Source organism: Pseudomonas sp. MIL19 (genome assembly GCF_028680365.1).
Taxonomy (GTDB): domain Bacteria; phylum Pseudomonadota; class Gammaproteobacteria; order Pseudomonadales; family Pseudomonadaceae; genus Aquipseudomonas; species Aquipseudomonas spirodelae.
Genome location: NZ_JAPPVG010000013.1, coordinates 1 through 22,135, shown reverse-complemented (window position 1 = coordinate 22,135; position 22,135 = coordinate 1). Strand labels below are relative to the sequence as shown.

The 22,135-nt window shown below is 60.7% G+C and carries 24 protein-coding genes; 14 read left to right on the top strand and 10 right to left on the bottom strand.

Features of this window, described 5'->3' with window-relative positions:
- Positions 1-14: 14 nt before the first annotated feature.
- Both N1078_RS10980 and N1078_RS10975 read right to left on the bottom strand, forming a co-directional pair.
- On the bottom strand, positions 15-761 hold the full coding sequence (locus N1078_RS10980) for a LytR/AlgR family response regulator transcription factor (RefSeq protein ID WP_274088215.1): 747 nt from the start codon (positions 759-761) through the stop codon (positions 15-17).
- Positions 758-1,840 carry a sensor histidine kinase gene (locus N1078_RS10975; protein ID WP_274088214.1) on the bottom strand — a complete coding sequence of 361 codons (1,083 nt, stop codon included), beginning with the start codon at positions 1,838-1,840 and terminating at the stop codon, positions 758-760. The genes N1078_RS10980 and N1078_RS10975 overlap by 4 nt, the downstream gene beginning before the upstream one ends.
- Positions 1,841-2,092: 252 nt before the next feature.
- Here N1078_RS10975 and argH point away from each other — a divergent pair, with 252 nt between their 5' ends.
- From argH to N1078_RS10945, 6 genes are all read left to right on the top strand, one after another.
- Entirely contained in the window at positions 2,093-3,487 is a 1,395-nt protein-coding gene (gene argH, locus N1078_RS10970) for an argininosuccinate lyase (protein WP_274088213.1), read from the top strand.
- A 163-nt stretch (positions 3,488-3,650) separates the two neighbouring features.
- Entirely contained in the window at positions 3,651-4,130 is a 480-nt protein-coding gene (locus N1078_RS10965) for a GNAT family N-acetyltransferase (RefSeq protein WP_274088276.1), read from the top strand.
- A 22-nt stretch (positions 4,131-4,152) separates the two neighbouring features.
- Entirely contained in the window at positions 4,153-4,419 is a 267-nt protein-coding gene (locus N1078_RS10960) for a hypothetical protein (protein WP_274088212.1), read from the top strand.
- A gap of 83 nt (positions 4,420-4,502) precedes the next feature.
- Positions 4,503-5,321, top strand: coding sequence for a substrate-binding periplasmic protein (locus N1078_RS10955; protein ID WP_274088211.1), 819 nt, complete (start codon positions 4,503-4,505; stop codon positions 5,319-5,321).
- Positions 5,318-5,572, top strand: a complete 255-nt coding sequence (locus N1078_RS10950; RefSeq protein ID WP_274088210.1) for a TIGR02647 family protein — start codon at positions 5,318-5,320, stop codon at positions 5,570-5,572. Before N1078_RS10955 ends, N1078_RS10950 begins: the two co-directional genes overlap by 4 nt.
- A 226-nt stretch (positions 5,573-5,798) precedes the next feature.
- Positions 5,799-8,729 carry a class I adenylate cyclase gene (locus N1078_RS10945; RefSeq protein WP_274088209.1) on the top strand — a complete coding sequence of 977 codons (2,931 nt, stop codon included), beginning with the start codon at positions 5,799-5,801 and terminating at the stop codon, positions 8,727-8,729.
- A gap of 9 nt (positions 8,730-8,738) precedes the next feature.
- Here the strand turns inward: N1078_RS10945 and rnk are convergent, their stop codons facing one another.
- The 3 genes from rnk to cyaY all read right to left on the bottom strand — a co-directional run bounded on the left by rnk (position 8,739) and on the right by cyaY (position 9,786).
- Positions 8,739-9,149, bottom strand: a complete 411-nt coding sequence (gene rnk, locus N1078_RS10940; protein ID WP_274088208.1) for a nucleoside diphosphate kinase regulator — start codon at positions 9,147-9,149, stop codon at positions 8,739-8,741.
- A 117-nt stretch (positions 9,150-9,266) separates the two neighbouring features.
- Complete coding sequence (locus N1078_RS10935) at positions 9,267-9,449, bottom strand: DUF1289 domain-containing protein (RefSeq protein WP_274088275.1); 183 nt, start codon at positions 9,447-9,449, stop codon at positions 9,267-9,269.
- A 4-nt stretch (positions 9,450-9,453) separates the two neighbouring features.
- Positions 9,454-9,786: an iron donor protein CyaY gene (gene cyaY / locus N1078_RS10930; RefSeq protein ID WP_274088207.1), complete on the bottom strand. Its 333-nt coding sequence runs from the start codon at positions 9,784-9,786 to the stop codon at positions 9,454-9,456.
- A 421-nt stretch (positions 9,787-10,207) separates the two neighbouring features.
- Here cyaY and lptM point away from each other — a divergent pair, with 421 nt between their 5' ends.
- The 6 genes from lptM to N1078_RS10900 are packed head-to-tail and all read left to right on the top strand — an operon-like array spanning position 10,208 to position 14,782.
- Positions 10,208-10,360: an LPS translocon maturation chaperone LptM gene (gene lptM, locus N1078_RS10925; protein WP_274088206.1), complete on the top strand. Its 153-nt coding sequence runs from the start codon at positions 10,208-10,210 to the stop codon at positions 10,358-10,360.
- Between the two features lie 9 nt (positions 10,361-10,369).
- Positions 10,370-11,623, top strand: a complete 1,254-nt coding sequence (lysA, locus tag N1078_RS10920; RefSeq protein WP_274088205.1) for a diaminopimelate decarboxylase — start codon at positions 10,370-10,372, stop codon at positions 11,621-11,623.
- Between the two features lie 12 nt (positions 11,624-11,635).
- Positions 11,636-12,466 carry a diaminopimelate epimerase gene (gene dapF, locus N1078_RS10915; RefSeq protein WP_274088204.1) on the top strand — a complete coding sequence of 277 codons (831 nt, stop codon included), beginning with the start codon at positions 11,636-11,638 and terminating at the stop codon, positions 12,464-12,466.
- Positions 12,463-13,161: a DUF484 family protein gene (locus N1078_RS10910; RefSeq protein WP_274088203.1), complete on the top strand. Its 699-nt coding sequence runs from the start codon at positions 12,463-12,465 to the stop codon at positions 13,159-13,161. The genes dapF and N1078_RS10910 overlap by 4 nt, the downstream gene beginning before the upstream one ends.
- A gap of 32 nt (positions 13,162-13,193) precedes the next feature.
- On the top strand, positions 13,194-14,090 hold the full coding sequence (gene xerC / locus N1078_RS10905; protein WP_274088202.1) for a tyrosine recombinase XerC: 897 nt from the start codon (positions 13,194-13,196) through the stop codon (positions 14,088-14,090).
- On the top strand, positions 14,087-14,782 hold the full coding sequence (locus tag N1078_RS10900; RefSeq protein WP_274088201.1) for an HAD family hydrolase: 696 nt from the start codon (positions 14,087-14,089) through the stop codon (positions 14,780-14,782). Before xerC ends, N1078_RS10900 begins: the two co-directional genes overlap by 4 nt.
- A gap of 279 nt (positions 14,783-15,061) precedes the next feature.
- Here N1078_RS10900 and N1078_RS10895 read toward each other — a convergent pair whose 3' ends face one another.
- The 5 genes from N1078_RS10895 to glnK form a co-directional block, all read right to left on the bottom strand.
- Positions 15,062-16,087: an IS110 family transposase gene (locus N1078_RS10895; protein ID WP_274088200.1), complete on the bottom strand. Its 1,026-nt coding sequence runs from the start codon at positions 16,085-16,087 to the stop codon at positions 15,062-15,064.
- Between the two features lie 122 nt (positions 16,088-16,209).
- Positions 16,210-16,539 (bottom strand): transcriptional regulator SutA, encoded by a 330-nt coding sequence (sutA, locus tag N1078_RS10890; protein ID WP_274088199.1) that lies wholly within the window; start codon positions 16,537-16,539, stop codon positions 16,210-16,212.
- A 257-nt stretch (positions 16,540-16,796) separates the two neighbouring features.
- Positions 16,797-18,047, bottom strand: a complete 1,251-nt coding sequence (locus tag N1078_RS10885; protein WP_274088198.1) for an ammonium transporter — start codon at positions 18,045-18,047, stop codon at positions 16,797-16,799.
- A gap of 78 nt (positions 18,048-18,125) precedes the next feature.
- Positions 18,126-19,439, bottom strand: coding sequence for an ammonium transporter (locus tag N1078_RS10880; protein WP_274088197.1), 1,314 nt, complete (start codon positions 19,437-19,439; stop codon positions 18,126-18,128).
- Positions 19,440-19,476: 37 nt separating this feature from the next.
- Positions 19,477-19,815: a P-II family nitrogen regulator gene (gene glnK, locus N1078_RS10875; protein ID WP_021700071.1), complete on the bottom strand. Its 339-nt coding sequence runs from the start codon at positions 19,813-19,815 to the stop codon at positions 19,477-19,479.
- 427 nt (positions 19,816-20,242) lie between these two features.
- Between glnK and N1078_RS10870 the strand changes: the two genes are divergently transcribed.
- Together N1078_RS10870 and N1078_RS10865 are read left to right on the top strand one after the other, a co-directional pair.
- Positions 20,243-20,512, top strand: coding sequence for an accessory factor UbiK family protein (locus N1078_RS10870; RefSeq protein WP_274088196.1), 270 nt, complete (start codon positions 20,243-20,245; stop codon positions 20,510-20,512).
- 38 nt (positions 20,513-20,550) lie between these two features.
- Positions 20,551-22,050: a YifB family Mg chelatase-like AAA ATPase gene (locus N1078_RS10865; protein WP_274088195.1), complete on the top strand. Its 1,500-nt coding sequence runs from the start codon at positions 20,551-20,553 to the stop codon at positions 22,048-22,050.
- Positions 22,051-22,135 lie beyond the last annotated feature (85 nt).

The following is a 22,135-nucleotide window of genomic DNA, read 5'->3' as shown; positions in this document are numbered from 1 at the left end:
GATCCAACCAAACGCTAAAGGTTGTGCATCAACTTGCGTACCCCAGCCACATGCCGGCGGCTGACAATCAGTGCTTCTTCGTCCATGCCTTTGAGAAACAGCTGGAAATGCCCGAGTGGCGTGCGCTGTAGCCGCTCGATGCGCTCGCGGGCCACCAACGCATTGCGGTGAATACGCACGAAGCGATCACCAAATTCATCTTCCAGCGCCTTTAGGGGCTCATCCAGCAGCACTTCACCGCCGACGTGGCGCAGGGTCACGTATTTGTGATCAGCAATAAAATAGATCACCTGATCCAGCGGGATCAGCTCAATTCCTTTGCGCGTACGCGCACTGATGTGGCTGCGCGGGCCACCGCCACTGTCCCCCGCTGGACGAGTCAACGCGGCCAGTTGCACGCGGTTCGGGCGTTCGGCTTTCTTCAGCGCTTCACTGAGGCTTTCCGCCCGCACCGGTTTGACCAGATAGCCCACCGCACTGACCTGGAAAGCTTCCAAGGCAAACTCGTCATGAGCCGTACAAAAAATCACCGCCGGCGGCGCCTCGCGCTCACACAGTTTGGCGGCCACCTGCAGCCCATCCATGCCAGGCATGCGGATATCCAAAAGCACCACATCCGGTTTCAGGCTGTCGATCAGGCTCAGGGCCTCCTCACCGTTGCTGGCTGAGGGTTCAAGCACACGATAGCCATCGAGCTCGCCCACCATACGGCTTAGGCGCTCACGGGCCAGGGGTTCATCATCGACAATCAGGACATTCATAATGCACGGGCTTCCTGCTTGGGTCTCACACAAGGATAGCGTAGACAGGTGAAATGGCGGCCGTCACGGCGCTCTACGCTAAGACTGGCCCGCGGGCCGAAAAGTGCCACCAGGCGCGCATCAATATTGCTCAGCGCCTGATGCGTGCCGTTCGATGGCGGTTGCTCGCCGAGTTGTTCGTATGGATTGCTCACGCACAGTTGGAATACCCCCTCGTGATAACTCGCCTCAACCCGCACCAAGCCGCCTTCGATACGCGGCGCAATGCCGTAGATCAAGGCGTTTTCCAATAAGGGTTGCAACGTCAATTGTGGAATCGGCAAATCGTCCGGCACGCCGGCCACCTCCCATTGCAACTGTAGACGCTCGCCGAGCCGATAGCGCTCAATCGACAAATATCGTTGCGCCAGCTCCAGTTCTTCGCGCCAGGGCACCAAGTTGCCGGGCTTGGCCAAACTGGCGCGGAACAGATCGGAGAGATCCAGCACGGCCTGCTCAGCCTTGTATGGGTCAACAACCACCAAACTGGCAATGCTGTTTAGGCTGTTGAACAAAAAGTGTGGACGGATGCGCGCCTGCAGTGACTCGATGCGCGCACGCAGCTCGGCCTGTTCCTGCTTACGCCATTGGCTTTGCAGATAGAAGTAACGCAGCAGCAGCGCCGACATGATCAAGCTGATCAATGCATGCCGCAGGTACAGGTTGACCTCGCCAATCCGCGGCAACGGCCCGCCCAGTTCGTAATAATCGGCGACGGCGGTACAGCCTAATGTCAGCGCGACCACAATGGCGCAGCACAAGGCGCCGGCCGTGGCCGCGGGCATACGCGCCATTAACGGGCGCAGGCGGCACAACACGGCGGCCGAGAGCAGCACGATCCACTGCACAAAGAGCGAAGTCAGGGCCAGACGCACCCAGTCAAAACCCGGCAACATCGGTTCAGCGAGCACCAGCACCAGCACCAGCAACTCCGCCAACAACACCATGCTCAGCAACGCTTCCGGCTCGCACAGTTCAGGAACGAAGAAGTCATCGACCAGGGGAGGCTGCTTTTTTGATAACGGTTTTTTTATTTTCATCGCCGCAGTTTCCGCGTGAGCCGCCCCAGCAGCAAGATAGACCGCTACGGCCGGGCGAAATAAAGCACCGAAATGCGCCCACCACAATAAAACTGTGAACGGCGCAACATTACCCGTCCCGCGCCCCGCTGCAGCAGCGGATAACGCGACGCGGCGAATTTGCCGGCCAGCCTGTTATTATCGGCACACTTTTCCGTCTTGCCGGCCGCCACGTGCGGCCAGCCCGTTTTAGCGCACCAGCGAGCGAAGCCCATGAGCACTGAAAAAACCAACCAATCCTGGGGCGGCCGCTTCAGCGAGCCCGTCGACGCCTTTGTTGCCCGTTTTACCGCATCCGTCGAATTCGACAAGCGCCTCTATCGCCACGACATTATGGGCTCCATCGCCCACGCCACCATGCTGGCCAAGGTCGGCGTTCTGACAGACGCTGAGCGCGACAGCATCATCGAAGGCCTGACGCAGATCCAGGGCGAAATCGAGGCCGGTCAGTTCGACTGGCGCGTCGACCTGGAAGACGTGCACATGAACATCGAAGCGCGCCTGACCGATCGCATTGGCGTCACCGGCAAGAAGCTGCACACCGGGCGTAGCCGCAACGACCAGGTCGCTACCGATATTCGCCTGTGGCTGCGCGACGAAATCGACCTGATCCTCGGCGAAATCACCCGCCTGCAGCAGGGTCTGCTGGAACAGGCCGAGCGTGAGGCGGAAACCATCATGCCGGGCTTCACCCACTTGCAAACTGCGCAGCCAGTAACCTTCGGCCATCACCTGCTGGCCTGGTTTGAGATGCTCAGCCGCGACTACGAGCGCCTGGTCGATTGCCGCAAGCGCACCAACCGTATGCCGCTTGGCTCGGCCGCGCTGGCTGGCACCACCTACCCGATTCAGCGCGAAGTCACCGCGCAACTGCTGGGGTTCGATGCAGTCGGCGGCAACTCGCTGGATGGTGTGTCGGATCGCGACTTCGCCATCGAATTCTGCGCCGCCGCCTCGATTGCCATGATGCACCTGTCGCGCTTCTCCGAAGAGCTGGTGCTGTGGACCAGCGCGCAGTTCCAATTTATCGACCTGCCGGATCGCTTCTGCACCGGCAGCTCGATCATGCCGCAAAAGAAAAACCCCGACGTCCCCGAACTGGTACGCGGTAAAACCGGCCGGGTATTCGGCGCACTGACCGGCCTGCTGACCCTGATGAAAGGCCAGCCGCTGGCCTACAACAAGGACAACCAGGAAGACAAAGAGCCGCTGTTCGACGCCGCCGACACCCTGCGCGACTCGCTGCGCGCCTTCGCCGACATGATCCCGGCGATCAAGCCCAAGCACGCGATCATGCGTGAAGCGGCCCTGCGCGGCTTCTCCACCGCCACGGACCTCGCCGACTACCTGGTACGCCGTGGCCTGCCGTTCCGCGACTGCCACGAAATCGTCGGCCATGCGGTGAAATACGGTGTCGACAGCGGTAAAGACCTAGCGGAAATGAGCCTGGAAGAGCTGCGCCAGTTCAGCGACCAGATCGAGCAGGATGTGTTCGCCGTGCTGACCCTGGAAGGCTCGGTGAATGCCCGTGACCATATCGGCGGCACCGCACCGAATCAGGTGCGCGCAGCCGTGGTGCGTGGCAAAGCCCTGCTGGCTGAGCGCTAAGCCCACCATGACCGATATAAAGCGCCCACGATTTCGCTTCTCCGCTGATCGAAACTCAGCCAGCCGTCGTGTGCGCTATATCGAAGGCACCCAGGAGGCAGAAGGGCTCTGCACCATTTGTCTCCTGGACGAGCACAACCCGCTGCCCGTTGAGAACACCACCATGGCCCTGCACATCCGCCCTGCCACCGTCGAAGACGCGGCCCTGATCCTGGACTTTATTACTGACCTGGCGATCTATGAGAAAGCCGAACACGAGGTGAAAACCGATGTGGCCGGCATCCAGGCCAGTTTGTTTGGCCCTGACAGCACGTCGCACGCGCTGATTTGTGAGCAGAACGGCGTGCCGGTTGGCTATGCCGTGTATTTCTTCAGCTATTCGACCTGGCTAGGCAAGCACGGCATCTACCTCGAAGACCTGTACGTCAGCCCCGACCACCGCAAAATCGGCGCAGGCAAGGCATTGCTCCGGCACCTCGCACAACTGGCCGTGAGCAAAGGTTGTGGCCGCTTGGAGTGGGCCGTACTGGACTGGAACACCCCCGCTATTGAGTTTTATGAGTCCTTCGGCGCCAAGCCCCAAGACGAATGGACCACCTACCGCCTGACGGGCCAAGCCTTGTTGGACTTTGCCCAGAGTTAGCCCCCCCCTTTCGGAGCAGAAAATGAGCGAGCAAGACGACGAAGCGTTTGCCGAGGACACCCTGACCCAGGCCATTGAGAACCAACTCGAAGCCGGCGAGCCAGCCTTCGTCCAAGCCGTGCTGAACAAGTTGACCCTGGTCGGCTATGAGCGTGAGGCAATCATCGAGTTGATGGCGCTGGTGTTGGCCGATGAAATCGAGGTGATGTTGCGTGATGACCGCGCCTTTGACCTTGCCCGTTACGAGCAAGGCCTGCGTGCCCTGCCCGAGTTACCAGCACAAAACTGAAGCGCACTTGACCCAGGGCACTGTTCAAAAGGGCTAGCAGGTTGTTACTGTCGGACAATCTGACCCCACAAGGCGCAGCACCGATGATGCATTGGCTTGAGCGAAGCGGCATATTGCTCATCTTGCTCTGCTCACTGACTCCACCCGCGATCGCGGCGGCCGAGCTCCCGCGCATTGGTGCAGAGGACGACTGGTACCCCTACACCGCTTGGCGTGATGGGCAGATCGTGGGTATGTCAGCAGACATTGTGCGCGCAGCCTTCGCCAGCAGCGACACGCCGATCGAACTCGCCGCTTACCCTTATCCGCGCTGCATGGAACTGGCCCGCACCGGCAGCCTGGTGGCGTGTTTCAACACCACCCCAAATCCTCGCATCGAAGCGCAATTCCTCTTGCCACAGGAAATGCTCTTCAGTGATGACATCCTGCTCTGGGCGCGCAACGGCGCTCCACCGCTGGATAACCTCGATGACCTCGCCGGCAAGCGAGTGGCGGTAACCATCGGCTACACCTACGGCGCGCATTTTGACGCCCGCCAGGACATCCAGCGCGTACCGGTGCGCCGTGACCTCAATGGTTTTCTCATGCTGCAGCGTGACCGTGTCGATTACGTGGTCGCGTTTCGCGGCACTACCCAGGCACTGATCCAGCAACATCCGCAGCTGGCCAATCACTTCGTCGCCCTGGCCACCGTCCACCAGCCGCAGCTCTACCTGACCTTCTCCCGCCACCACCCAGAGGCCCCAGCACTGCTGCAGCGCTTTGAGCTGGGTATGCGGCAGATAAAAAGCGACGGCACCTATCAGAAAATTCTTGAGCGCTGGCAGTTACCGGCTCGGCAAGCTGCAGCGCACACCACTACACTGCTGGACAGCCACGACAACAAGACGGAGTCACCATGAACGCATTTACTTCTGACCTGATCGACGAACTGGAAATACTCGCCTTGTATAACCTGAGCAACCACCTGGAAGGGCTCAAAGTACACAACAATGCTTCGATCAAAGCCCAGAAGGCGATTACTCGCCTGCATGAGAAAGGCCTGATCAGCGAGGCAGACGGTGGCTACCTGACCAGCCTGGGCATTGATGCGGCCGAACATACCCAGGGCCTGCTGACCATCCTGTCACCCAAAGCCGCCTTACTGACATAAGCCACTTCAGCCACGTACGCGCCGGGCGATATGGCAGCAGACCCTCTGCTTTGTGCTGCACATCGCGCCCCACGGCCCAATACTGATAAGCAGTTGCTCTCAGGCGTACCACCAGCCCACGTGCTGCGCCTGAGCGCCCCAACCTGACGGCACACACCTTGTTTCAACAGGTTCCAAGTACGGGAGCAGCTGATAGGCTTGCCCCTGATTCCCAGTGAGCATGAGCATGAGTCGCACCCAGGAAATTCGCCCGGACATTGAAGAGGGTATCGATCGTAAGGTCCTGACGCAGCTACGCGCACGCTTCCTCCACGTGAATCAAGGCCGCCTGCAGCGCGCCATGCAGGCGTTATCAACGCGCCAACAACTGGTGCTGAAACTGCTGCCGCTGCTGCTCCACGTCAACCATCCATTGCTGCCTGGCTATGTGTCCGCGCTAACCCCGGCCGGTCTTAGCGGCTTCGAGCCGGATGACGAGCTACTGTCTGAAGTGCAGCGCCTGACCCGCTCATTTGCCTACAAGCCGTATCGCGGCAAGCAGGCCCTGCCGATCCATGGCCTGTTTCTGATGGGCAGCCTGGGTACCGTGGCCCAGGCTGAGCAAAGCGACATGGACCTGTGGGTGTGCCACGCCAGTGACCTTAGCGCGCAACAAGTGCTTGAGCTGGGGAAGAAATGCGCACTACTGGAAAGCTGGGCCGCCACCTTCGGTGCCGAGGCGCACTTCTTTTTAATCGACCCCGCGCGCTTCACTCAGGGCGAGCGCGAAGCGCAACTGACCTCGGATGACTGCGGCACGACCCAGCACTACCTGCTGCTCGACGAGTTCTACCGAACTGCGATCTGGCTCGGTGGACGCACGCCACTGTGGTGGCTGGTGCCGGTGTATGAAGAACAGCGTTACCAGCACTACACCGACACCTTGCTGGCCAAGCGTTTTGTCCGCGCCGAAGACGTCATCGACCTCGGCCACCTGGCGCGCATTCCGCCTGAAGAGTTTATCGGCGCGGGCATGTGGCAACTGTTCAAGGGCATCGAGTCACCCTATAAGTCGGTGCTTAAGCTGCTGCTGACCGAGGTCTACGCCAGCGAGCACCCCAAGGTTGAATGCCTGGCGCTGCGCTTCAAGCAGGCGGTATTCGCCAACCGCCTGGATGTCGACGAGCTCGACCCCTATATCGTCGTCTACCGTCGCCTGGAGGAGTACCTCAAGGTCCGTGGCGAGCATGAACGCCTAGAGCTGATCCGCCGCTGCCTGTACCTCAAGGTCGATAAAAAGCTCAGCCGCCCGCCACGCCACAACCGCAAGAGCTGGCAACGCCTGCTGCTCGAACGCCTGACCGGCGACTGGAACTGGGACAGCCGCCAACTGGCCATGCTCGACAGCCGCAGCCAATGGAAGGTGCGCCAGGTCAGCGCCGAGCGGCGCATGTTGGTCAATGAGCTGACCTACAGCTACCGCTTTCTCTCGCAATTCGCCCGTAACGCAGACGTGGGTAGCTCACTCAACAGCCGCGATCTGGGCATTCTCGGTCGCCGCCTGTATGCCGCCTTCGAGCGCAAGGCCGGCAAGATCGAATTTATCAACCCCGGCATCGCCCCAGACCTCGGCGAAGACACCCTGACCCTGGCGCAGAGCCCAAGCCCGGATGAGCCCAATGAAACCCTTTGGGCGCTCTACAGCGGCAGCGTTAACGCACAAGACCTGGCAGATTTCTCGCCGCTGAAACGCTCGCGTGAGCTGATCGAACTGCTCGCCTGGTGCCAGCGCAACGGCGTGATCGACAGTAGCACGCGGCTGTCACTGCACCCTGGTAGCAGCGACCTGACCGAGTATGAGCTGTCCAACCTGCTCAGCAGCCTGCAACAGGTGATACCGCTGCCGCTGCCCGCGGTCGACGAAGCCGCTCTGCTCAGTGCCAGCGTGCCCAAAGAGGTGCTGCTGCTGATCAACGTCGGTATCGACCCGCTGAAACAGTTCAGCCAGATGAACATGCACATGACCAGCGAGCGCACCGACGCACTGGGCTATTCCGGGGTACGTGAGAACCTGATTCTGACCCTCGACCAAATCACCCTGAACAGCTGGAATGAGTTACTGGCCACCCGCTATGACGGCCCGACTGCACTGCTCGATTGCCTGCGCGACTTCCTCAATGCCCTGCCCGCCAGCGGCCAAAAACCTAATTTGCAGGTGCGCTGCTTCTGCCGCAACCGCGCCACAGCGATTGCCGAACGGGTCGAGGAGCTGTTCCGCGAAACCCTTGCCAGCTTCAGCAGCCAACAGGCCAACCGCTACCTGCTGCAAATCAAACAGCAGTATCACTTACTCGAACTGAAGCCCGGCCACGTCAGCCACAGCAGCCTGAAAGACCTGCCCACATTGATCGAACATTTGGGCGAAGAGCTGCCCGGCTACAGCGACTTGCACCTGGATCGCAGCGCCCTGGAGGGTGAAGACCTGGCGCTGATCCTACCGCTTGGCAGGCCGCAGTGCATCCAAGTGTTCTACCGGCTGAACGAAGCCAGCGCCACGGCCGAGCTGAGCGTGCTCGATGAGCACAACGCGCTATGGCGCCAGCAGATGCCGTACCGTGACGAACAAAGCCTACTGACCCCACTGCAACGCTTTCTGCAATCCGTGCTGTACCGACGCAACGCCCTGCTGCCGCTGGATAACCTGCCAGCACATCAGCCGCTGGAGATTCTCTATTACCAAGTGCTGCCCGATGCGCCGTTACGCGCGCAGCGTTTGGAGCGGCGAGCGCCGCCACTGTCACCGATCAGTCATCCGTTTTATGACGTGCAAGCTATTGTCGAGCCAGGCGATGGCAAAAAATCTCCGGGAGAGATTTTTGACGTCGCGAAGCGACGGCCCGCAGAGTGGTCGCCAGGGATGGCAGGCCACAAGCGCACGCACGTCACGCTGTACTGTAACCACCGGGAGTTTTCTGAATTGGAATACGCCGGTGACCTGTTCGCCGCCGTCGCCCAGCACATCCTCGCGCAACGCCGTGATAGCGCGCGCTACCCCTGCTACATCACCGACTTGGATCTATCAGCCGTGCTCGGCGAGGGGCATATGCAGAGCGTGCATTACCTGCGCTACAAGAGCCGCCTGGAAGCGGCACTCAATCAGGCCCTGCAGAAAGCCTGAGTTCGTCGGTTAGGCGCGGTTATATTCGCCCGCCGCTTCCGGCTGGTATTCCACCGCCAGCAGGGTCAGCTTGAGCACTTTGCCGCTGGGCGTGACCCAGTCGATATGCTGACCCACGGACAAGCCGAGCAGGGCGGTGCCAACCGGCGCCAGCACCGACACACAGCCTTCGCCACCAGCGTCCTGCGGGTAGACCAGGGTCAGGTGGTAATCCTTGCCGCTGCTTTCTTCACGGCAATGCACCCGCGAATTCATGGTAACCACCCCGGCCGGCACTTCGTCATGCCCCACCACATCGGCACGATCAAGTTCGGCCTGCAACGCGACGGCATTGGGGCCGAAATCGTCGAGACTGTCGAGCAGATGCTCCAAGCGCTGCAGGTCAAGACGGGTGATGGTGAGCGAAGATGGGCTGGTCATGGTGCGGGTATATCCCCTTTACGGATGGTGAAAAAAGCAAAACCCCATCACGAAGACGGGGTTTTGCAAGATTTTGCTGACCGTACCACAGCCACTCAAATAAACAAGACCGCCCGGTCAAGGGTTATCGCTGCGCTGCTGCAGGCGCACCTCAGCCGCCGCACAGATCGCGCACTGGCGCAGCCGGTCGGCCTTGCTCCAGTCGAGAATGTCCTGCAGCGTACGGCCACAACCCAGGCAGATATCGTGATCATCCAGGCAGCACTGGCGGCGGCAGGGCGAAGCGACCTGCTCGCCCATCGCCTCAGAGTTCTTCGAACTCAAGGTCGGCACCCGATTGCTCAAGCGTGATACGTGCAAGCATTTCGCCCAGCTGCTCGTCGCTGCTGTCACAGATCCAGCGCTCGCTGGCCGGGTCGTAATCGAAATGGAAACCACCGGAACGGGCTGCCAGCCAGAGCTGACGCAGGGGCTCCTGGCGACTGAAGATCAACTGCGTGCCGTTCTCGAAACGTACGGTCAGCACCCCGGCCGAGTTTTCCAGATCAAGGTCCAGGTCGCAGTCATCGAAAATATCTTCCACCGCCTGTTGGGTGGCATCGACCAGATCGTGAAAGCGGGCTTCGGTCAAACTCATTACGACATACCTCAAAAAATTCAGCGACTACAAAAAGCCTTGGGTAGCGGGCGCTATAACAGCGTGACGGTTAGGCAAGGCGCCAGTAGGTGAGAAACGCAGCGCAGCATAGTAACAGCCAACGCTTGCACCACAGAGGTGAACGGATTGAAGGATAACCCGGCCTCGCGCAAATGCCGCTGCAGGGTACGCTGACTCAGTGGCAACGCCTCAGGTAACCGAGCACACCTTAGCGGTAGACGACTAATACTGAACTACTCACGACGAGGGGGCTGACTATTCAGGCGCCCGATCACGGGTGCCGAGTACGCGCTCCCACGCGACAAGCAAGGCCGCGCCAGACGGGACCCCTGGCGCATAGGCAAGGCGTCGGGGGCTCGGTATACTCCGGCGCAATCATGCTTTTTACAGGGATTTCATCATGAAGCGGTTGTTTACTGCCCTCTTCACCGTGGTTGCTATCAGCTCACTGCTCGCTGGCTGCGGCCAAAAAGGCCCGCTGTTCCTGCCGGAAGAAAGCGCGTCCGTGGCCGCACAGGCGGAACCCGCAACTGAACCTGCACAGACCGAATAAGGACAGCGCATGAACGCCTTCAACTACCGCGACGGTACGCTGTTCGCGGAAGGGGTGGCGTTGTCCGCCATCGCCCAACGCTTCGGCACGCCGACTTACGTCTATTCGCGTGCACACATCGAAGCGCAGTACCGTGCCTATGCGGATGCCCTGCAGGGCATGCCGCATCTGGTCTGCTTCGCCGTCAAAGCCAACTCCAATATCGGTGTTTTGAATGTCCTGGCGCGTCTTGGCGCCGGTTTTGACATCGTCTCCCGTGGTGAGCTGGAGCGTGTACTGGCCGCCGGTGGTGAGGCGAACAAGATCGTCTTCTCCGGTGTCGGCAAGAGCCGCGACGACATGCGCCGCGCCCTTGAAGTGGGCGTGCACTGCTTCAACGTCGAGTCCACTGACGAGCTGGAGCGCCTGCAAGTAGTGGCCGCTGAACTGGGCCAGACAGCGGCGATTTCGCTGCGGGTCAACCCGGATGTGGACGCGGGCACGCACCCGTACATTTCCACCGGGCTGAAAGAAAACAAATTTGGTATCGCCATCAGCGATGCGCCGGCCGTATACGCCCGCGCAGCAGCCCTGCCGAACCTGCAGGTGGTGGGCGTCGATTGCCATATCGGCTCACAGCTAACCACGCTGCCACCGTTCCTCGATGCCCTCGACCGCCTGCTCGCACTGATCGACAACCTGGCCGGCCAAGGCATCCAGATCAAGCACCTGGACTTGGGCGGCGGCCTCGGCGTGCAGTACCGCGACGAACAGCCACCACTGGCTGGCGACTACATAAAAGCAGTGCGCGAGCGCATTGCCGGGCGTGAGTTGAAGCTGGTATTCGAGCCAGGCCGTTCGATTGTCGCCAACGCCGGTGTGTTGCTGACCCAGGTCGAATACCTCAAGCACACCGAACACAAAGACTTTGCCATCGTCGACGCTGCGATGAACGACTTGATCCGCCCGGCGCTCTACCAAGCCTGGATGGATGTGATCGCCGTGCAGCCGCGTACCGGTGCGACGCGCAATTACGACATCGTCGGGCCGATTTGCGAAACCGGCGACTTCCTCGCCAAGGACCGCGAGCTGGCCCTGACCGAGGGCGATCTACTGGCCGTGTGCTCAGCCGGTGCCTATGGCTTTGTCATGAGTTCCAACTACAACACCCGCGGCCGCGCCGCCGAGGTGATGGTGGATGGCGACCAGGTCTTCGAAGTGCGTCGTCGCGAGACGCTCAGCGAGCTTTTTGCAGGCGAACACTGCCTGCCGCCCGCGAGCTAAAAGGACGAGTTCATGTTATTGCGTTTTACCAAGATGCACGGCCTCGGCAATGATTTCATGGTCCTCGACCTGATCAGCCAGCACGCGCACATACAGCCGAAAAACGCCAAGCAATGGGGCGATCGCCACACCGGCGTGGGCTTCGATCAGCTGCTGCTGGTCGAGCCGCCGAGTAATCCAGACGTGGACTTCCGCTACCGCATCTTCAATGCCGACGGTTCGGAAGTGGAACAGTGCGGCAACGGCGCGCGCTGCTTCGCGCGCTTCGTGCTGGACAAGCGCCTGACTGTGAAAAAGCAGATCCGCGTGGAAACCAAGGGCGGCATTATCGAGCTGGACGTGCGCAACGACGGGCAGATCAGCGTCAACATGGGCGCACCGCGCCTGGTCCCAGCCGAGATCCCGTTTCAGGCCGAGCAGCAGGCGCTGAGCTACAGCGTGGCCGTCGACGGACAGACCGTTGAGTTGGCCGCGGTGTCCATGGGTAACCCGCATGCCGTGCTGCGCGTCGACAGCGTCGATAACGCGCCGGTGCACAGCCTGGGGCCGAAGCTCGAACACCACCCGCGCTTCCCGCAACGGGTTAATGTCGGCTTCCTGCAAGTGCTTGACCGCCATCGCGCCAAGCTGCGCGTGTGGGAGCGTGGCGCCGGGGAAACCCAGGCCTGTGGCACCGGCGCCTGCGCCGCGGCGGTCGCGGCAATCAGCCAGGGCTGGATGGACTCGCCGGTGCAGATTGAGTTGCCTGGCGGCAAACTGAGCATTGAATGGGCAGGCCCGGGCCAGCCCGTTATGATGACCGGCCCCGCTGTACGCGTGTACGAAGGACAGGTTCGTCTATGACCGACAAGCAGGATTCACCCAAGCCACTGGATTCGGAGACAGTTGCCGCTTACCTGCGCCTGCATCCGGAGTTCTTTATCGATCACGACGAGTTGATCCCCGAGCTGCGCATCCCGCACCAGCGCGGCGATACCGTGTCGCTGGTTGAGCGGCAGGTGAAGCTGCTGCGCGAGCGCAATATCGAAATGCGTCAGCGCCTCTCACAATTGATGGATGTGGCCCGCGACAACGACCGCCTGTTCGACAAGACCCGCCGCCTGGTGCTCGACCTGCTCGACGCCAACAGCCTGGAAGAAGTGGTCAGCTGCGTCGAAGACAGCCTGCGCAGTGAGTTTCAGGTGCCCTTCGTTAGCCTGATCCTGTTCAGTGAAGCACCGTTGCCCGTTGGCCGCTCAGTCAGCAGCGCCGAAGCGCACCAGGCTGTCGGCAGCCTGCTGGCGGGAGGCAAGACCATCTGCGGGGTACTGCGCGAGCATGAGTTGAATTTCCTGTTCGGCAGCAAGGACGGCAAACAGGTCGGTTCGGCAGCGGTGGTCAGCATCACCCATCAAGGCCTGCATGGTGTGCTGGCGATTGGCAGCAGCGATCCGCAGCATTACAAAAGCTCGCTGGGCACCCTGTTTCTCGGCTATATCGCCGAAGTCCTGGCCCGTGTCGTGCCCGGTTTTGCCACACCCTTGCGTTCGGTGCGTTAACCGGCGCAGCGACCGCACCGTAGGGAGCTGCCATGCAAGACCTCCTGGACGCCTACCTCGAACACCTGCGCAGTGAGCGCCAGCTGTCCTCGCACACCTTGATCGGCTATCGGCACGACCTGAGCACGCTATTGGCGCTGTGTCCGCCCGAGCACATTGACCGCTGGTCGGCGCTCGACAGCGCGCGGCTGCGGCGCATGGTCGGACGCCTGCACATGCAAGGGCAATCTAGCCGCAGCCTGGCGCGCCTGCTTTCCGCGACCCGTGGCCTGTACCGTTACCTGATTCGCGAAGGCCACTGCGAAAGCGACCCCGCCAGCGGCCTGATGCCGCCCAAAGGCGAACGCCGCCTGCCAAAAACCCTAGACGCCGATCGCATGGCACAACTGCTCGACGGTGCTCTGGAAGACGACTTTATCGCCCTGCGTGATCAGGCGATGTTGGAACTGTTCTACTCCTCCGGGTTGCGCCTGTCGGAGCTGGTCAGCCTCAACCTGGACGGCCTCGACCTGCCCGCCGGCCTGGTACGCGTCACCGGTAAAGGCAACAAAACCCGCGAGCTGCCCATCGGCCGCATGGCACGTCAGGCCATGGAGCACTGGTTGCCGTTACGCGCCCTGGCCAAGCCTGCCGATGGCGCTGTGTTTATCAGCCAGCAAGGCCGGCGTATCGGCCCGCGAGCCGTGCAGCTGCGGGTGCGCCAAGCCGGCGTACGCGAACTGGGTCAGCACCTGCATCCGCATATGCTGCGTCACAGCTTCGCCAGCCATATGCTGGAGTCGTCCCAAGACTTGCGCGCGGTGCAGGAACTGCTCGGCCATGCTGACATCGCCACCACGCAGATATACACCCACCTGGATTTCCAGCACCTGGCCACGGTCTATGACCAGGCTCACCCACGGGCCAAACGCAAAGGCAGCACAGAATGAGTATTCAGCTGATCACCTTCGACCTTGACGACACTCTGTGGGATGTCACCCCGGTGATGCAGGACGCCGAAGCGGCGCTGCGTAACTGGCTGGCTCTGCACGCGCCGCGCCTCGGCGCTGTGCCGGTGGAGCATCTGTGGTCAATTCGTGCCAGCCTGCTGCTGGCCGAACCCATGCTCAAGCACCGCCTCAGTGAGCTGCGCCGGCGCATCCTCCTGCATGCCCTGACAGACGCGGGTTACCCGCACAGCGAGGCGCAGGCGCTGGCCGAGGCCGGCTTTCAGATCTTCCTTGCGGCGCGCCATCAGGTCGAACTGTTTGCTGAGGTGCACCCCACACTTGAAGCCCTGGCTAATCGCTTTCAGCTTGGGGTTATCACCAACGGCAATGCCGATGTGCGCCGTCTCGGCCTGGCGGACTACTTCCAATTCGCCCTCTGCGCCGAAGAATTGGGCGTCGGCAAACCTGACCCGAAACCGTTCACCGAAGCCCTGAAGCGCGCCGGCATTGCCGCCGAACACGCGGTGCATATTGGCGACCACCCCAGCGATGATATTGCCGGGGCTCAGGCGGCGGGTCTGCGCGCCATCTGGTTCAACCCCCTGGGCAAAGCTTGGGAGGCCGACAACCACCCGGATGGAGAGATCCGCAGCTTGGCAGAGTTGCCGACCTTGCTGCACAGCTGGGCGTAAGCAACCCTTAACGCCACAAAAAATCTATGGTCACCCCCATTTTTGCAATACTGATCAGCGATGGGTGTTTGGCTTGCTTAAATCTATCCGGCGTCTGTATGAGGCATGCCCCGCGCCACGATGAGAGTCGCACCTGGTGATCCTGAAAAGCCCGGCGGCTTCTTTAAGCCGATTTTTGTGTCAGGTTCTTCACCAGGCCGGTAGGCCGTTCACGTCATCTGTTGTTCAGCTATCGCAAAACCTGAAAAGGTGCTTCTTAGCACTGCAACACCAACAGGGTCAGGCGGCGTAGCCGTCTGGCCCTGTTTCATAACTACTGTGTTGTGTGGCGATGGCCCAGGCGATACGCGCCAGCTTATTCGCCAGTGCGCAGGCCACCACATTCGAGTGGCGCCGGCAAAGCAGGCTGCGCACCCAATCGGCCAGCGCGCCGCGCTGATGCTCTAACCGCAGCAGGTAGACCCGCGCACATTGCACCAGCAAGCGGCGCAAGTTCTTGTCGCCGCGTTTGCTGATACCCAACAGGTTGGCTCGACCGCCCGTGCTGTATTGCCTCGGCACCAAGCCGACGGAAGCCGCAAAGTCTCGACTGCTGGTGTACTGTTTTCCATCACCCATTTCCGCGGCCAGCACACTGGCCGTGATCGGCCCCACGCAGGGAATAGTCAGCAATCGGCTGCCCAAGTCATCCTCACCCAACTGGCTGGCGACTTCCTTGTCCAACGCCTTGATCTGTTCATCTAAATAAGTGAAATGCTCATGCAGACGCTGCAGTAAGGCAACCAGGCGCACGGGCAACTCATGCTCAGCTAGCACGCTGGATAAGCGTCGAATGACTGCCGTACCCACCGGCAGGCTGATACCGAACTCCAATAGAAAACCATGCAGCTGATTAATGACTTTGGTGCGATCACGAATCAGCGATTCGCGCAGGCGATGCAGCACCGAGAGCGTTTGCTGGGCTTCGTTCTTCGGGGTTACGAAACGCATCGACGGCCTGGAAGCCGCTTCGCAGATGGCTTGCGCATCGATAAAATCATTCTTGTTGCCCTGCACAAAAGGCCGCACGAATTGCGGAGAAATCAGCCGGGCCTCATGCCCTAGTGCTGTAATCTCACGTGCCAGGCAGTGCGCGCCGGCACAGGCCTCCATCACCACCGTGCACGCGGGCTGATTAGCAAGTAGGCGCAGTAACTGCTGGCGAGTAGTCTTCTTACGAAATACTTCGCTGCCGCTGTTGTCCTGAGCATGCAGGTGGAAACTATGCTTGCCCAGATCGATACCGATCAATGCTACTGACTTCATGGCGATGGCCTCCGGAATAAAAACACCCTACGAAAGACTAGTCTGCGCAGGGTGTCGGGGGTGACCATCTCATTAGCCCACAGGCTTATGGCCTGTGGGCTTTTTTGTGTTACCGCAGGCGCTTAGATAGGGCGGCTGCCGTATTTGCCTTCGGGCTTCTTGGGCGGGTCGGAGACCACATTCGGCTCGACCTCCTGCACCTTGCCGCCACGCGAGAGAAACTCCTCCATGGCGCGGGCCAGGGCATCACGGTCTTTCTGCTTGGCTTCAACGCTCGGCAAGTCTTCTACCGAGACAGCAGCCTTGGCTTTTTTAGGCTTGCTGGTGACTACAACTTCATCGTCGCTGTCGTCGTCATCGCTAGTGTCGCCATCATCAGCGGCAGCCAGCTCCTCACCTTCGTCTTCGTCAGCGCTTTCTAATTCGTCGTTTTCCAGATCATCGTCGCTCATGTTCCAACCTCATGACTTGCGAAAAGCAGAGTAGTTATAGCCCAGCGGCGTCAGCTTTCTAACGCCGCTGATAAAAAATCCAATGGTCTTGCCTGGGCTGAGCGCTACGCATCGGCGAGCGGCACTCAACGGCGCGCATTTTAGGGTCTGTTGCTGCTGGATCACAACCGCGCGCGTGCCTAAAAACAGCAGACTTTTCCGACCCACAGAAAAAACAAATGGCGCCATTAGGCGCCCTTGTTCAAACCCAGCAGGAATTAACGCTTGGTGAATTCCGGGTAGGCTTCCATACCGCACTCGGCGATATCCACACCCTCGTATTCCTCTTCTTCACTGACGCGCAGCCCCATCACCAGCTTGATGATGGACCAGACGATCAGGCTGCAAACGAAGACCCAGGCGAAGATCGAACCGATACCGAGCAGCTGTGCGCCCAGCGTCGCGTCGCTATTGGTCAGGCAAACCGCCAGCAGGCCCCAGATACCGACCACACCGTGCACCGAGATGGCGCCGACAGGATCGTCGAGTTTGAGCTTGTCCAGCGCGAGGATCGAGAACACCACCAGCACGCCGCCCACACCACCGATCAGAGTGGCCTGCATGGCTGTTGGGGTCAGCGGTTCGGCAGTAATAGCCACCAGGCCAGCCAGGGCACCGTTAAGGGCCATGGTCAGGTCAGCCTTGCCGAACAGGATGCGTGCCACGATCAGCGCCGCGATCAAGCCACCGGCAGCGGACATGTTGGTGTTCACAAACACGTTGGCCACGGCGTTGGCGTCTTCGATGGTGCTCATCTTCAGCTGCGAGCCACCGTTGAAGCCGAACCAGCCCATCCACAGGATGAAGGTACCCAACGCAGCCATTGGCAGGTTGGCACCCGGAATGGCGTTGACCTGGCCATTCGGGCCGTACTTGCCTTTACGTGCGCCGAGCAGCAGTACGCCAGCCAGAGCAGCAGTTGCGCCCGCCATGTGCACCACACCGGAGCCGGCGAAGTCGAGGAAGCCGGCTTCGTTGAGGAAGCCCGAACCCCATTTCCAGAAGCCCTGTACCGGATAGATGAAACCGGTCATGACCACCGCGAATGCCAGGAAGGCAAACAGCTTCATGCGCTCAGCCACAGCACCGGACACGATCGACATGCAGGTCGCAGCGAACACCACCTGGAAGAAGAAGTCCGAACGCGCCGAGTAGTAAGGCGCGTCGTCACCGCCGGCCAAGACCGACTCAACGCTGTGCTCGTCACCCAACAGGAAACCCAGGCTTGGCAGGATGCCGCCTTCCGGGCTGGAGTACATGATGTGGTAGCCGATCACCAGGTACATGATGCTCGCCACTGCGTACAGGGCGATGTTCTTGGTGAGAATTTCAGTAGTGTTTTTGGCCCGCACCAGACCGGATTCGAGCATGGCAAAACCTGCTGCCATCCACATCACCAGAGCGCCGCAAATCAAAAAGTAGAAGGTATCAAAACCGTACTGCAGTGCAGTCAATGCTGTGTTGTCCATGGTTCACCTCTTGCCGTTACGCTTTTTAGCGCTATTCGGTTAAGGCGTCCGGGTTGGCGCCGGACGCACTCCGTGTGCTTACAGGTTGTAGCCGCGCTCGTTATGCAGGGCGAGATCGAGACCGATGGTCTCTTCCTCTTCACTGACACGCAGGCCCATTACTAGGTCGATCACTTTCAGGATTACGAAGGTCACCACAGCGGTGTACACCACCGTGAAGGCCACCCCTTTGAACTGAATCCACAACTGCCCCGCAATGTCTTCCACCGCGCCGAAGCCGCCCAAGGCGGGCGCAGCGAACGCCCCAGTGAGAATAGCGCCGACAATCCCGCCCACGGCATGCACGCCGAATACATCGAGGGAATCGTCATAACCCAGCTTGCGTTTCAGGCTGGTGGCGCAGAAGAAGCAGATCACCCCACTGGCCAGACCAATCGCCAGAGCGCCCATCGGCCCCGCGGTACCGGAGGCCGGCGTGATCGCCACCAGACCCGCCACAGCACCCGAGGCAATGCCCAGAACGCTGGGTTTGCGATGGGTGATCCACTCAGCGAACATCCAGCTCAGCGCCGCTGTAGCGGTGGCAATCTGAGTCACCAGCATGGCCATACCGGCGCTGCCGTTGGCGGCCAGCGCAGAGCCTGCATTGAAGCCGAACCAGCCGACCCAAAGCATGCTTGCACCGATCAGGGTGTAGCCGAGGTTGTGCGGCGGCATCGCCGTAGTAGGAAAGCCCTTACGCTTGCCCAGCACCAGACAGGCCACCAGACCGGCAATACCCGCGTTGATGTGCACCACGGTGCCGCCCGCGAAGTCGAGCACGCCCCAGTCCCACATCAAAGCACCGTCGCCACTCCAGACCATGTGCGCGATAGGCGCATAGACCAGGGTGAACCACACCACCATGAAGATCAGCATGGCCGAGAACTTCATGCGCTCGGCAAAGGCACCGACAATCAGCGCAGGGGTGATGATGGCAAAGGTCATCTGGAAGGTGATGAAGACACTCTCCGGAATCCCAGCCACCAGGCTGTCTAGAGTCAAACCAGAAAGGAAGGCTTTGGAGAAACCACCGACGAAGGAGTTGAGGTTAAGTACCCCCTGCTCCATGCCAGTCGTGTCGAAGGCCATGCTGTAGCCATAGACGACCCAAAGAATGCTGATCAACCCGGTAATCGCAAAACACTGCATCAGCACTGACAGCACGTTCTTCGAACGCACCATGCCAGCGTAGAAAAGCGCCAGACCGGGAATGGTCATAAACAGCACCAGTACAGTGGCGACCAACATCCAAGCGGTGTCGCCGCTGTTCAGGCTTGCCTCTTCGGCCATGGCATAGCCAGGAACGAGAGACAAAAGGGCTCCTAGCCCTGCGATTTTTCGCAGAGTCATGGTTTAACTCCTGGGGCGTGGGGGTTCGTGCGGAGGCTTAAACTGCGTCGGTGCCGGTTTCGCCGGTACGGATGCGGATGGCCTGTTCCAGGTTTACAACGAAAATCTTGCCGTCACCGATCTTGCCGGTGTTGGCAGCTTTGGTGATGGCCTCGATCACACGATCGAGTTGATCGTCAGCGATGGCCACGTCGATTTTCACTTTTGGCAAGAAATCGACCACGTATTCAGCACCGCGGTACAGCTCGGTATGGCCCTTCTGACGACCAAAACCTTTGACTTCAGTGACCGTGATGCCCTGCACGCCGATCTCCGACAGTGACTCACGAACGTCGTCCAGCTTGAACGGCTTGATGATGGCAGTGACTAGCTTCATGAAACTCTCTCCCGTGTATGGTGGACTTGCCCCAGGAATTACGAACCCGGTCCAAGTCTAAGCGCAGTGCCTGGCTTTTGTAATGCATCGCAGCCCTGATCCAACGGCACCGATACTCAGCAACCGCTCCCAACGAAACACTTCCCCGCTTCGCCTGACGCACCGGAACTGCATCAGTGCTTGCGTCGCAGGAGACAAAGCAGAAAGCTTGCCAGGTCAGGTAAAACCGATTTATTTCATGCAGTTACCCAGTAAACGGGCGTTTTAGCCCAGTAATAGCCAACAGCCAGCGCACAACAACGGTGCAACAGCCCGCTGAGCCGCGCGCGAAAACCGTGCAAGCAGCCTCCATCCCACACCAAGCGCACCCGGCAAGCCGCTTAAAACTGCGTGCTACACTGCCGCCATCTGTAAACGGAACCTCATTATGCTGCCACCTAAAGCCCTGCTAGACGCCCTGACCACCCACGCCTCGCGCCTGTTCAACGGCGATGCGCCCTTGCCGCGCAGTGAATTCGAAGCCCAGTTCAAGGTGCTGTTGCAAAGCGCCTTCAGCAAACTCGACCTGGTCAGCCGCGACGAATTCGACAGCCAGATGGTCGTATTAGCCCGCACCCGCGCTCGCCTGGAAGCCCTCGAAGCCAAGGTCAGCGAGATGGAAGCCCGCAACGCAGCCACCACCGTGCACAACGAGTAATACCCAAGCGGATGCATCTGCCGATCAAGGAGTGATCGATGTCCCTGGCCATAGTCCACAGCCGCGCCCAAGTTGGCGTTGAAGCGCCCGCCGTCACCGTCGAGGCCCACTTGGCCAATGGCCTGCCCTCACTGGCGCTGGTCGGCTTGCCAGAAACCGCGGTCAAGGAAAGCAAGGACCGCGTGCGCAGTGCCATCCTCAACTGCGCCTTTGATTTCCCGCCCCGACGCATCACTTTGAACCTGGCGCCAGCAGACTTGCCCAAGGATGGCGGCCGTTTCGACCTGGCAATTGCCCTTGGCATTCTTGCCGCCAGCGGCCAGGTTCCCGCGACGGCGCTGGAACACCTGGAGTGCCTGGGTGAGCTGGCGCTGTCCGGGGCGATTCGCCCGGTGCAAGGCGTATTGCCTGCGGCACTGGCGGCCCGAGCCGCCGGACGCACCCTGGTGGTGCCCAAGGCCAATGCCGAGGAAGCCAGCCTGGCGTCTGGGCTGACGGTGATTGCCGTCGAGCACTTGTTAGAAGTTGCCGCGCACCTCAACGGCCAAACACCGATTGCGCCGTTTCAAGCGCAAGGGCTGCTCCGCCAAGTATTGCCCTACCCTGACCTGGCCGAAGTACAGGGCCAGATTGCCGCCAAACGCGCACTGCTGGTGGCCGCCGCAGGTTCGCATAATTTGTTGTTTACCGGCCCGCCCGGCACCGGTAAAACCCTGCTGGCCAGCCGCCTGCCCGGCTTACTGCCACCCCTCAACGAGGCGGAAGCACTGGAAGTCGCCGCCATCCATTCCGTGGCCAGCCACACACCACTCAACGCATGGCCACAAAGACCGTTTCGTACACCGCATCACAGCGCATCGGGCCCGGCGCTGGTCGGCGGTGGCAGTCGTCCGCAACCTGGCGAAATTACCTTGGCCCATCAGGGCGTGCTGTTTTTGGATGAGCTACCCGAGTTTGATCGCAAGGTGCTAGAGGTCCTGCGCGAGCCACTGGAAAGCGGGCATATCGTGATTGCCCGTGCCCGCGACAAGGTACGTTTCCCCGCGCGCTTCCAGTTGGTGGCGGCGATGAACCCCTGCCCCTGCGGCCACTTGGGCGACCCTTCCGGGCGCTGCCGTTGCAGCAGCGAGCAAATCCAACGCTACCGCAACAAACTCTCCGGGCCTTTTCTAGACCGCATCGACCTGCACCTGACGGTGCCGCGCGAAACCACCCGCCTCAACCCCAGCACTGAGCCCGGCCCAGGCAGCGCCGAGCTGGCCGCTCAGGTAGTTAGAGCACGCCAGCAGCAACTGGAACGCCAAGGCTGCAGCAACGCGCACCTCGACCTTAACGGCGTGCAACAGCATTGCAGCTTGCCCGACGCCGACCGCCAGTGGCTGGAAAACGCCTGCGAGCGCCTGGGCCTGAGCCTGCGCGCCGCTCACCGCGTATTGAAAGTGGCACGCACCCTGGCCGACCTGGACGGCGCCGCAGACATCAGCCGCAGCCATTTGGGCGAAGCCTTGCAGTACCGCCCCAGCGGCAGCGCGACCTGAATCACCGGATCGGGTAGGAGGCGGCCTCACGGCCGCCGTCCTCCCACACCACCGTGCGTACGGTTCCGTACACGGCGGTTCAGGC